Source organism: Lentzea roselyniae (assembly GCF_039537795.1).
Lineage (GTDB): Bacteria > Actinomycetota > Actinomycetes > Mycobacteriales > Pseudonocardiaceae > Lentzea > Lentzea atacamensis.
This window is the reverse complement of record NZ_BAABBE010000017.1, coordinates 189,416-199,666: the sequence shown is the minus strand read 5'-3', so window position 1 is coordinate 199,666 and position 10,251 is coordinate 189,416. Positions and strand designations below refer to the sequence as shown.

Annotated in this window: 14 protein-coding genes and 2 pseudogenes; 3 read left to right on the top strand and 13 right to left on the bottom strand. The window is 68.5% G+C overall.

The window, feature by feature from the left end; all coding sequences use genetic code 11:
* Together ABFX45_RS28820 and ABFX45_RS28815 are read left to right on the top strand one after the other, a co-directional pair.
* Nucleotides 1–112: pseudogene (locus ABFX45_RS28820) on the top strand (IS5/IS1182 family transposase); the annotation flags it as partial.
* Nucleotides 109–945, top strand: a complete 837-nt coding sequence (locus tag ABFX45_RS28815) for a type 1 periplasmic-binding domain-containing protein (protein ID WP_346133267.1) — start codon at nucleotides 109–111, stop codon at nucleotides 943–945. The pseudogene ABFX45_RS28820 and the gene ABFX45_RS28815, both read left to right, overlap by 4 nt.
* Here the strand turns inward: ABFX45_RS28815 and ABFX45_RS28810 are convergent.
* The 8 genes and pseudogenes from ABFX45_RS28810 to ABFX45_RS28775 form a co-directional block, all read right to left on the bottom strand.
* On the bottom strand, nucleotides 935–1,336 hold the full coding sequence (locus ABFX45_RS28810) for a diguanylate cyclase domain-containing protein (RefSeq protein WP_346133281.1): 402 nt from the start codon (nucleotides 1,334–1,336) through the stop codon (nucleotides 935–937). The genes ABFX45_RS28815 and ABFX45_RS28810 overlap by 11 nt on opposite strands.
* A 72-nt stretch (nucleotides 1,337–1,408) precedes the next feature.
* The gene (locus tag ABFX45_RS28805; RefSeq protein WP_346133265.1) at nucleotides 1,409–2,077 is read right to left on the bottom strand and encodes a tyrosine-type recombinase/integrase; all 669 of its coding nucleotides are present in this window, start codon (nucleotides 2,075–2,077) and stop codon (nucleotides 1,409–1,411) included.
* Nucleotides 2,035–2,475: a hypothetical protein gene (locus tag ABFX45_RS28800; protein ID WP_346133263.1), complete on the bottom strand. Its 441-nt coding sequence runs from the start codon at nucleotides 2,473–2,475 to the stop codon at nucleotides 2,035–2,037. The genes ABFX45_RS28805 and ABFX45_RS28800 overlap by 43 nt, the downstream gene beginning before the upstream one ends.
* On the bottom strand, nucleotides 2,468–2,980 hold the full coding sequence (locus ABFX45_RS28795) for a hypothetical protein (RefSeq protein WP_346133261.1): 513 nt from the start codon (nucleotides 2,978–2,980) through the stop codon (nucleotides 2,468–2,470). Before ABFX45_RS28795 ends, ABFX45_RS28800 begins: the two co-directional genes overlap by 8 nt.
* 270 nt (nucleotides 2,981–3,250) lie before the next feature.
* Nucleotides 3,251–3,481 (bottom strand): annotated as a pseudogene (locus ABFX45_RS28790) (peptide-methionine (S)-S-oxide reductase); the annotation flags it as partial.
* A gap of 23 nt (nucleotides 3,482–3,504) precedes the next feature.
* On the bottom strand, nucleotides 3,505–4,668 hold the full coding sequence (locus ABFX45_RS28785) for an AI-2E family transporter (RefSeq protein WP_109643006.1): 1,164 nt from the start codon (nucleotides 4,666–4,668) through the stop codon (nucleotides 3,505–3,507).
* 77 nt (nucleotides 4,669–4,745) lie between these two features.
* Nucleotides 4,746–5,897, bottom strand: coding sequence for an FAD-dependent oxidoreductase (locus ABFX45_RS28780; RefSeq protein ID WP_109643005.1), 1,152 nt, complete (start codon nucleotides 5,895–5,897; stop codon nucleotides 4,746–4,748).
* A gap of 9 nt (nucleotides 5,898–5,906) precedes the next feature.
* Nucleotides 5,907–6,668 (bottom strand): DUF4142 domain-containing protein, encoded by a 762-nt coding sequence (locus tag ABFX45_RS28775; RefSeq protein ID WP_109643002.1) that lies wholly within the window; start codon nucleotides 6,666–6,668, stop codon nucleotides 5,907–5,909.
* Nucleotides 6,669–6,763: 95 nt separating this feature from the next.
* On the opposite strand from ABFX45_RS28775, the gene ABFX45_RS28770 reads away from it, so the two are divergent.
* Nucleotides 6,764–7,252, top strand: coding sequence for a MarR family winged helix-turn-helix transcriptional regulator (locus ABFX45_RS28770; protein WP_346133258.1), 489 nt, complete (start codon nucleotides 6,764–6,766; stop codon nucleotides 7,250–7,252).
* Here the strand turns inward: ABFX45_RS28770 and ABFX45_RS28765 are convergent.
* The 5 genes from ABFX45_RS28765 to ABFX45_RS28745 form a co-directional block, all read right to left on the bottom strand.
* Nucleotides 7,199–7,756 (bottom strand): TetR/AcrR family transcriptional regulator, encoded by a 558-nt coding sequence (locus tag ABFX45_RS28765; protein ID WP_109642998.1) that lies wholly within the window; start codon nucleotides 7,754–7,756, stop codon nucleotides 7,199–7,201. The two genes, ABFX45_RS28770 and ABFX45_RS28765, sit on opposite strands and share 54 nt — an antisense overlap.
* A 9-nt stretch (nucleotides 7,757–7,765) precedes the next feature.
* Nucleotides 7,766–8,194, bottom strand: a complete 429-nt coding sequence (locus tag ABFX45_RS28760; protein WP_109642995.1) for an SRPBCC domain-containing protein — start codon at nucleotides 8,192–8,194, stop codon at nucleotides 7,766–7,768.
* 82 nt (nucleotides 8,195–8,276) lie between these two features.
* On the bottom strand, nucleotides 8,277–9,323 hold the full coding sequence (locus ABFX45_RS28755) for a CU044_5270 family protein (protein ID WP_346133256.1): 1,047 nt from the start codon (nucleotides 9,321–9,323) through the stop codon (nucleotides 8,277–8,279).
* Nucleotides 9,316–9,954 (bottom strand): RNA polymerase sigma factor, encoded by a 639-nt coding sequence (locus tag ABFX45_RS28750; protein WP_170155396.1) that lies wholly within the window; start codon nucleotides 9,952–9,954, stop codon nucleotides 9,316–9,318. Before ABFX45_RS28750 ends, ABFX45_RS28755 begins: the two co-directional genes overlap by 8 nt.
* Before the next feature lie 22 nt (nucleotides 9,955–9,976).
* Nucleotides 9,977–10,231, bottom strand: a complete 255-nt coding sequence (locus ABFX45_RS28745) for a GNAT family N-acetyltransferase (RefSeq protein ID WP_109642990.1) — start codon at nucleotides 10,229–10,231, stop codon at nucleotides 9,977–9,979.
* Between the last annotated feature and the right edge of the window lie 20 nt (nucleotides 10,232–10,251).

Sequence of the window (10,251 nt, the reverse complement as noted above, 5' to 3'; positions counted from 1 at the left end):
ACGCTGCTTCAACCGGCTCAAACAGTTCCGCGCGATCGCCACCCGCTACGACAAGACCGCCCTGTCCTACCAAGCCATGATCGACCTGGCCACCCTCACCCTCTGGCTTTGAGGACGGGCCCTAGCACCGTCGACACCCAGCAGGCCGCGCGGTGGCTGGCGGCGCGGGGAATTCCCCTGATCTCGGCCACGGCCAACGCCCTCCGCGAGGACGGCGTCATGCGGATCACCCCGGACAACGACCAGTTCGCCGAGGCCCTCGCCGACGAACTGGTCAGCCGGTCGCTCGTGCCCACGCGCCTGATCTCCGACGGCCCCAGCGACCCGTACGTCGGCGCGCTGAGCGACAGCCTGGCGAGGAGATGGCCGGGGCACCTCGAACGCAACGTCGTCGACAGCACGCTCGGGTTCCAGCGGGCCGTCCAGCAGCTATGCCAGGACGACTCAGTCGTCTTCTACAGCGGCCGCTCGGCCGGGCTGCGGAACGTGGTCAACTCCATCGCCATCGTATGCCCGAACCAGCCGATCACCGTCGTGACCGAGACCATCGGCATCGACGAGGCCGCACGGGAGGTGCACCGAACCAAGCTGACCTTGGTGTACGCCAGTCCGGTCGATCCTGCGGGCTGGGCCTCGGGCTCGGTGTACGCGCCTCCTGGTTTCGCGCGGTTCGAGGCCAGTTACAGCGCTCAGTTCGCCGACCGGCTCGACGACGGCTATGCGCTGCTACACCACGACGCCGCGCTTGCGGCCTTCACCGCTGTTAACTACACAGTCGCCATTGCCACTCCAGCGGTGGTCAGGGAAGCGTTGCAGCGCTTCGAGATCCAGGGTGCCACGGGCGCGATCTCCTTCGGCCAGGCGGGAAGCCCAGTCGGCAAACCGATCGCGGTGCTCGACTTCCCGCGGCGCCCATCAGACCGAGCCCCGTACGTCACGCGCTGAGCGAGGTCAGCCGTCCCAGGACGCGGCTCGCGGTGCGCTCCGCTACGTAGATCGCCGTGTCCGCGTCCCGCAGCAGGTCGGCCGTGTCGGCGCCTGAACCGGACACAGCGGCACCGATGCTCGCCCCGAGTTGCTCCGGAGCGCCGTTCAGCTCATTTAGCACAGACTTCGCGAGGCACATGGTGTCCTCGACATCGGCGCCGGGAACCAGGATGACGAACTCGTCGCCACCGAGACGTCCCGCAATGGCCTCCAGATGTAACACGGAGGCCATGCGGGCCGCCACGGCCTTTGACGTAGTCGTCGCCCGCTGCGGCAGTCTGCGTCGTTGACGTCTCCGAACCTGTCGAGGTCCCACGATCAGCAGTCCCACGGCGGAGTACACGGCCATCGCTTTCCGCACGAGGTGCAGGAAGTGCGCCCGTCTGGCCAGCAATGACTCACCAACTGCAGATGATCTTGGTCACCGTTCGGCCTCTTGCAGCGGGTGCACGTCATCCGTCTCAACCGTCCACGACCCGACCAAGGCCAGCGGATGTCGCTCACCGGTCAGGGCCTGCAAAGCGGTGGCAACCTCCTCAAGACTCGCCTTGACGTAGATCGTGGTGGAGCCCCGCCAGAGGTTCCATTGGGAGTGTCCGGCGTAGGCGATGGCTACCGCCGTGCCGAAATTGCGCTCCACCCATGTCAAGGTGGTGTGCCGCAACCAGTGCGTGCTGATGCTCTCTTCATCGACGGCCTTCACGTGCTTACGCATCCGATTCCACAGCCTCCGGTGGCGGGCTCGGGTCAGCGGCCTTCCGTCAGGAAACCGCAACAGCGGACTCGTCCTGTCTCGAACGCCACGCTCATGCGCATGATCGAGCAGTGCCAGCATGAGCGTCCGGGAGACCGGCTGATCACGCTGCGTGCCCTTCTCCCTCAGCGTGATCAGCAACCGATCGGGGTCCAAATCCTCCAGAAGTAAACTCAGCGCGCCACCGGTTCGCGCGGCAGTCTCCAGGTGGAACCGAAGCAACAGACTGTCCAGCCGCGGATCGTGTCCAGTCCTAACGGCAGCCTTGACGATCTCCTGATATAGCTGCGGACTCAATGCGTGACGCCGAGACTTGACTTTGCGGGGTTTGGGCACTTCGCCATCAGGTCCTGCCGCGACGACAAAATCCCCTGATCCACTGCCAATCGGTACACGCGTTGCAGCGCGTAGTACATGTGATGTACTGCGCTGGCGCCGTCGGCGTGGTTACGGCGCCGTTGCGCGATGGCGCGTACGTGCTCGTACAGTTCGTCCACATCGCGCGGGGTCGGCTCGTGCAGCCTGCGCGTGCTCCAGCATGCGACGATCGTGTTCCAGTAGGCGCGGTAGACGAGCCGCGACGCCGGGGGCGCTGCGTCACGCACGAGGGGCATGAACTGCTCGAAGGTCGGTACGTTCTGCGGCCGCGCGGCAGCCAGGAGTTCTTCCGGCTCCACGTTCAAGTGCTGCATCATCTGGACCAACACCTGCACGTCGGCCTGAGTGCTACCCACGGCCATCACCCGAACCTGCCGCATCCTGGGCCCGGTTGCCGACATGGGACCCGCACCCGGATGAGAGCTCGCCGTCGTCAGGGTCGTCAGTAGTGTCGGCGGTTGTCGGAACGTCGAGACCGGGCGGCGCACCGGCGGGACGCATCCGCTCCACGATCCTTCTGGGATCGGGTAGCGCTTGGTCCAGGGCCTCCAGGTCGTGCAGTACCACGGCGGACATCGACGGTACCGCCACCACCAGTACCGCGTCGCCGGCGTCGTAGCCGCACCAGTGCCGCAAGGGCGCGGGTATCAGCACCATGTTGCGGGCGGTCAGCGTCCAGTCGCCCTGGTCGTCGCGGCGTACGACGATTTCGTGGCCGTCGCTCACGCCGATGTCGACTCGTGTTCCCGGTGTCCACCCCAGCTGTGAGAACAGCCTCTGGTCGGTGAGCCTGCCGTCGGAGTCGAGCAGCACCACCGCGTAGCGCCGTCGATACCGGTGTTCCCGTTGCACGACGGGCATTTCGCCGAGTCCGGGTGTCTCGGTCCGCCTCAGGTCCAGTGTGCGTCGTACGTGCGATGGTCCGGATGAGCCCGCAAGACCGTTCACTGGTGCATCACCGGACGCGGAGGCTCGATCGGCCAAGGCCTTCCTGAACTCGAGCGCCGGGACGATTCCGTCACTCATGGGCGTCCCCGCGGTGCTGACTAGCAGGACGAGCCGGGTTGTATTCCGTGCGACTTCCACAGGGTCGCACGGGCGGTCGAAGTGCCTCTGTTACGGGATCGGTCCCGGATGTGGGTGTCGAAGCAGGAACTCCAGGATCTGCCGGTAGCTGAGCTGCTCGGGGTCGAACACGATCTCGATGGCCTCGGCGTGGTTGCCGTGGCGGCGGTAGGTGGCGTTGGGCGTGCTGGGGTCGCCGGTGTAGCCGACGCGGGTGGAGACGACTCCGGGGTGGCGGCGGAACAGGTCCTGCATGCCCCAGAAGCAGCCGCCCGCGAGAACAGCCTTCTCCGTCACAGTGGTTCTCCTCTGCTCGGTGTTCACTCAGCAGAACGCTCGGTCTTGCCCGGTTCATCCCCGTCAACTTGTGACGTGTCCATTACGGGCGCCGAGTCCATCACGGGCACCGAGCGCGCCTCGATGACCTCGCCCAGGTAGCGCAGGACGACCGCCACCGCGGCGGCGACCGGCACGGAGAAGAACGCGCCCGCGATGCCGTACAACGAGGTACCCGCGGTCACCACCAGCAACACCACGGCGGCGTGCAGGCGCAGGCCGCGTGACTGCAGGATGGGCTGCAGCACGTTGCCCTCGACCTGCTGCACGACGATGACGATGATCAGCATGATGATCGCCGTGGTCAGCCCGTTGCTGACGAGCGCGACCAGCACCGCCAGCGCACCGGCGATAAACGCGCCGACGATCGGGATGAAGCCGCCGAGGAACGTCAGCGCCGCCAGCGGGATCGCGAGCGGCACCCCGAGGATCACCAGGCCGAGCCCGATGAACACCGCGTCGATCAGCGACACGACCGCCTGGCTGCGGATGAAGCTGCCGAGCGTCACCCAGATCCGCTCCAGCACCGTCGTGACGTGCCCGCCCGCGCGCTCGCCGATGAGGCCGCGCAGCCACGGCGTGAACCGCATGCCGTCCTTGACGAAGAAGAACGCGAGCAACAACGCCACCAGCCCGGTCACGACACCGGACGTCACCGCGCCGGCCCCGGTCAGCAGCCCGCTCGCGATCGACCCGATGCTCGACTTGACCTGCTCGACCCCTTGGGCGATCAACCGGTCGAGATCGGTGTCGGCCAGGTTGAGCGGCGGCCCTGACGCCCACTTCTGCGCCTGCTGCACCGCCTCGGTGGCGCTCTTCGCGATCTCCGGCACACCGGACGCGATGGACGTGGAGATCGCCGCGATGACGCCTCCCAGCACCACCAGCCCGACGACCAGCACGATCGTCGCCGACAGCGCCGAGTTGAGCCCCTTCGACATCAGCCACCTGGCCGGCGGCCACAGCACCGTCGTGATCAGCAACCCGAGCAGCACGGGCATCACGACCACCCAGATCTTCCCGATGATCCAGAAGACCATCCAGAAGCCGAGCGCGGCCAGCGCCACCCGCAGACTCCACCGCGCGAGCCAGCTCACGCCGTGCCCGATCGCCTCACCCTTGTCCGCCCACCTGCGTTCCCGTTCCACGCGGACAGTCTGTCCTGATCTAGCCCGAACGGGTAACGGACATGCCGCTAGCCCTCGGCCAAGCCGTGCAGCGCGGCCTACGACGCGCGGTGGAGCACGCCGTCGACGTCCGGCGCGACCGAGCCGCGGATCAGGTTCCGCACCACCGGCAACCCGGACAGACGGAAAGCCCAGTCCCGCAACGAGATGCGCCAGGTCGACGACGGCGCCATCCAGCCGATGAAACGACGCCCGAACTCCTGGGTGTGCGCGACGGCAGGCTTCATCCGCGTCTGGTAGCGCTCGAAAGCGCCGTCCGTGCCGGCCGCAAGCTCCTCGGCCAGCACGAACGCGCCGGTCATCGCGAGGGACGCCCCGTGGCCGGCGAACAGCGAGACTGCCCCGCACGCGTCACCGACCAGGACGACCTTGCCGCGATGCCAGGTCGGCAGGTCCACTTGGGACACCTCGTCGTAGTAGATGTCCTGCGGCACCGCGGAAAGCAGTTCGGGTGCCACCCAGCCGAGGTCGCCGAACCGATCACGCAACGCCGCCGCCGGATCCGCGGGCACGGCTTGCTCGTCCGACCGGTACAGCATCAACGCCGCCATCGCCCCACCGCGCACGGCATAGCAGCCGATCATCCGGTGCGGCACGGTCAGCATCTGGTAGCGATAGCCGATCCGCGCGCTCAACTCCGGGTCCTGGACGGAGAACGCCGCCGTGTGGTGGCCCAGGTACCGCACGAACGACGACCCGAACACCAGCTCCCGAACGCGTGAGTGCACGCCGTCCGCACCCACCACCAGGTCGAACGAGTCAGCGGATCCGTCCGAGAACGTCACCAGGCCGTCGTCGACCGCAGAAACCGTTGTGCCGTGACGAATCGGAGACCGCAGGTCGGCCAGGATCACCTCCGCCAGCTCGCCGCGCAGCAGGCTGATCACCCCGTCCGCCACCGCCGAGTAGGCCGAGGCGGAGATCGTGGCACGCGACCGCCCGCGGGCGTCCACGCTGGTCACCGACGAGATCGGCGCGCGCCGCCGTTCCAGCGCCGGCAGCAGGCCCATCCGCCGCGCCACCTCGTGACCCGGCCCGAAGAAATCGATCATGTAGCCACCCGCGCGGAACGAGGGCGCCTTCTCGACGACCAGGACGTCCCAGCCCGCGCGTTCCAGCCACCACGCCGTCGTCAGCCCGGCGATCCCCGCTCCTACCACCAACGCCCGTTGGGCACTCGACTTAGGCATATGCCCAATCTAGCGCACGCGCCCGCTGCTCCGCCCGCCACTCCACAGCCAGATACCGACTGCCGCCACCACCAGCACGGCCAGGCCGATCAGGCCGTCGGGCACGCCGCTCTGGTCCTGGCGCTGCGCCGAGTTCTGCGCGATGACCTGCGGCGCACGAGGAGCAGGCGTCGGCGCGATCGAAGAAGGTTGCGCGACCAGCGCCAACGGGATCGCCTCGGTGTCGTTGAAGTCGACCATCCCGGTCGCCTCCAGCACCGTCATGTGGTCGAGCACGGTGTCCATGCAGACCTTGGCGTAGTCGCGGATCGCCGTGTTGCGCGTGCCGGTGCGCACCTGGGCCAGGAACTTGTAGACCGCACCGTGCGCGGCACGGAGCCGGTTCGCGAAGACCCTGTCGAACTCGGCACTGCGGGCGGGCGCGGCCGCCATCTCGTTCAGCCAGCCCTGCTGAGCCTCGTTGGGCTGCGTTGGCAGGTCCACGTTCAGCGTGCGCGCGAGCTCGATCGTTCTCCTGTCCAGATCGGCATGTCCGTCGATCAGGTGCCGGCTGGCCTCCCTGACCAGCGGGCTGGCCGACTTCTCCAGGCCCATCCGCCCCGCAGGGCCCTCCCACAAGCCCGCGAGTGCCACCTTCTGCAGCAGGTCGCGGCCGGCGGGCCCCATGGGCCCGAACTGGGTCTGGACGTGGTCGGGACCGAGGTTCGGCTGCGCGAGCGCGGGCGGTGCACCCACCAGAACGATCAACAGGGTGATGAGCAGTATCCGCATGCCGGGAGGTACGGACAGATCGAGGCACGCCGACCATTGCACAGTGCAATGTTTATCGGTTCGTTATCTCCGGCCGACCCTGTAGAACTGGGTGGGTGAGCGAGATCGACGACCTGACCGACGCGGTCCTCACCGCGTCCCGCCTGCTGGTCGCCGTGTCGGCGCGATCACTGGCGGCCGTCGAGGAGACACTCACGTTGCCGCAGTTGCGGATGCTCGTGCTGCTGGACAGCCGCGGCCCGATGAAGCTCACTGCGCTCGCGGACCTGCTGGAGGTCAACCCGTCGACGGCGAAACGCATGATCGACCGGCTGATCGCGTCCGGCATGGTCGAGCACGAACCGAACCCCGTCACGAAACGCGAGGTCGTGGTCGTGCCGAGCGTCGAGGGCCGCCGGGTCGTGCACGACGTGACCGCGCGCAGGCGGGCCGAGATCAGCGCGATCGTCGCCCGCATGCCGGAGCACACCCGCCAGGCGCTGGTCGAGGCGCTGACCGCGTTCGCGGAGGCGGGCGGCGAGCCTCGCTGGTCAGCCCGCGACGAGGCGCCGGAACGGGCCCGCCACCACGCGGAAGTCGACTGACTCGTCCAACGCGCGATGCAGGACCAGCCCGTCGATGGCCGCGCCCAGCAACAGCGCGATCGCGTCGGCGTCCTTCACGCCGGCACTCCGCAGCCACTCGGCCACGCGTCCCCGGAAGTCCGCGACCAGCGCCGCGAGGGAAGCCCGCAGCTCAGGTAGCCGGTGCGCGGCCAGGAACGCCTCGGCCAGCAACAACGACTCCGGATCCGTGCCGGTGAAACGAGAGAGATCTTCAAGCATGCGCTCGATGCCCTGAGACGGCTCCGACGACCGCAACGCGTCCGCGGCCTCGGCGAGCACCCTCTCCGCGAACTGCAGCGCGGCCGTCGACAGCAGGTCCGGCACCGACGAGAAGTGGTAGTGGACCAGTGCCGCGTTGACGCCAGCGCGTTCGGCGACCAGCCGCGTGGTCACCGCACCCCAGCCGACCTCGCCCACGAGCTGGGCGGCGGCCTCGATCAGTTGTTCACGGGTGCGGCGACCACGGTCGGCAGACTTGGGCACGCACCCAACTTAGCTTTCGGCCTTCTTCTTGAACGCGTCGAGCACCTCGGGCCAGCCACCCGTGTTGTCCTCGTGCGCCTTCGCGCGCAGCTCCTCCGAGCCCGCCAGCGACGCGAACCCGCTCTCCACGACGCGCAGCCGCGTGCCGGAACCCTCCGGCGTCAGCGTGAACTCGACCAGCGTGGTGTTGCCCGCACGCAGCTCCTCGCCGCTGAACGCACTGGCCCAGCGGTACGACACGTAGCTCTGCGGCGTCACGGTCTCGACCCGCACCGGGAAGTCGCCGTACGTCTCGTTCTTGCACAACGTCGTCTCACCCTCGACGGCCGTGCCCGACGGCGCGGAGGCCACCCACCACCCCGGCTCGGTCACCAGCTGCCAGACGCGCTCTGGCGCCGCCTCGATCAGGGTCTCGCGTTCGATCCGGTCCACGGTCACGACAAACTCCCCACGTCCGCCAACAAGTGCAACCCCAGAGTTGCACACCCCACGAAGATGTGCAACTCCAGGGTTGCATGTTTTAGGGACGGGCGCCCAGTGAGTTCACGACCGCGCTGGTCACCGCGTAGGAGTCGCGGACCGTCCCCTTCTTCAACCCGCCGTCCTCCTCACCGAGGTCCTCGGCGACGACCGACCTGCCGCCGATGAAGTCCCCGTTGTCCGGGTCGATGATGATCTCGGTGAAGTCGTCGTAGTACCTCATGCCGAGAGCGACGCCCTCCTTGCCGTCGAGGTTCGCCCGCTTGTCGGTGACGACCAGCCCCGGCAGCAACGCGAGCGCGCGGAAGATGTTCGCCCGCACCTCGGCGGGATACTGCCCCGACCGCAACGCCCCGCGAGCCTCCTGCAGCGCATCACCGTCCGTCGGCCCGCCCTTCTCCTTGAGCTTGGCCAGCAGCTCCTTCGGGTCCTTGGGCAGCGAGGCGATGAACTCCGGCGTCGGGTTCCTGAACGAGGCGGTGGTGCAGCGGTCCGGCTGACCTTCGGCGTAGTAGGAGTACTTGCCGCACTTGCCGCGGAACTCGGGGTCGTTCTTGAACGGGCCGGCGTCCGGCTCCCCTTCGCCCTCGTGGCCCGGCAGCCACTTCGCGGAGCCGACGTCGAACTTCAACATCCACTCGTCGCGGCGGTCGGCGGGAATCCACTCCTCGTTGGCCATGTCGGTGGTGTACGCCTTGATGGAGCCCAACTCCACGGTGATGCCCTCGTACCTGGCGCGCACGTACCGGTACTGACCGGGGCCGACGGGCCGTTCGACGACGCGGGCGGCGAGGTCGGCGGCACGGATCAGCTCCTCGGCGGCGGTCGCCGAGCTACCGCCGTTGTCGATGGTCAGCGCGCCCAGCCCACCGGCGGTGAGCACGCCCACGGCGGCCGCGGCGGCGAGCCAGCGCACCCGGCGGCGCGGGTGGTGCTCGACGACGGGTTCCTCTGCTCGGGCCTTCAGCGCTGCCGCCAGCGCGTTCCTGCCCGCGGCGACGTCGAACCGCACGGGTTCGTCGGCGGCACGAGCCAGCGCCGCGTCGAGCACTCGGTCGAGGCTCTCTGACTTGGTCGGCTCAGACATGGCTGTCCTCGGAGAAGTCGTGGTCGGTGGCGGCGAGGCGGGTGCGCAGCCGGGCACGGCCGCGGTGCAGCCTGGTGCGGACGGTGGCCACCGGGACGTCGAGCGCCACGGCGATCTCGGCCGGCGTGAAGTCCGCCCACGCGTGCAGCAGCAGCACTTCGCGTTCCTCGACGCGCAGTTCGGCGAGCCAGTCGGTGAGCGGCCCGGCGAGCAGGTCCGCGTCCGCCACGGCGCTCGCCCGGTCACCGATGTCGCCCTCGTCGACGCGGGCCGCGTGCGCCTTGCTCCACGCACGCAGTTTGCGTTCCTCCGCGCGCACGTGGTTGCGCAGCAGGTTCGTCGCCACGCCGTAGAGCCACGCGCGCACGGCGTCGGCCTCGTAGACCTGACCGGCGCGCTGGTCCCACAGCACCAGGAAGGCCTCGGAGACCACGTCCTGCGCGGTGTCCGCGCCGACACGCCTCGCCACGTAGCGGTGCAACCGCTCGGCCGTCGACTCGTACAGGGTCAGCAGCGCGGCCTCGTCCAGCACGGCGGGCGCCACTTCAGGGGTCAGCGCCACGGGCGCCACGTCGCTTCGCACATCCCTACCTGGCCGCAGGCCCCAGATGCGTTCCCGGCGTGTGCTCACCGCCACATGGTGCGGCTGGAGATCAGATCTCGCTCGGGAACGGGTGGCGGGCGGCGAACTCGGGCGCCGTCATCCCGAACAGCACGACGTCGTGGTGGCGGCCGGCTAAGAACTCGTGGTCACGCAGCCTGCCCTCCTCCGTGAAGCCGAGCTTGCGGTGCAGTGCGAGAGAGGGCGCGTTGAACGCCCACACATTCGCCTCGCACTTGTGCAGCCTCCGCTCGCCGAACATGTGATTCAGCAGCAGTGGCACCGCGACGGTGGTGGTCGGCGCCAAGCGCGATGCCGTAAGAGAAC

What these genes read in the sequence shown, in the direction of transcription:
- ABFX45_RS28780 (WP_109643005.1), bottom strand. Translation starts at nt 5,897, where the DNA reads ATGCCTAAGTCGAGTGCCCAACGGGCGTTGGTGGTAGGAGCGGGGATC.
- ABFX45_RS28775 (WP_109643002.1), bottom strand. Translation starts at nt 6,668, where the DNA reads ATGCGGATACTGCTCATCACCCTGTTGATCGTTCTGGTGGGTGCACCG.
- ABFX45_RS28810 (WP_346133281.1), bottom strand. Translation starts at nt 1,336, where the DNA reads ATGGCCGTGTACTCCGCCGTGGGACTGCTGATCGTGGGACCTCGACAG.
- ABFX45_RS28795 (WP_346133261.1), bottom strand. Translation starts at nt 2,980, where the DNA reads ATGCCCGTCGTGCAACGGGAACACCGGTATCGACGGCGCTACGCGGTG.
- ABFX45_RS28755 (WP_346133256.1), bottom strand. Translation starts at nt 9,323, where the DNA reads ATGTCTGAGCCGACCAAGTCAGAGAGCCTCGACCGAGTGCTCGACGCG.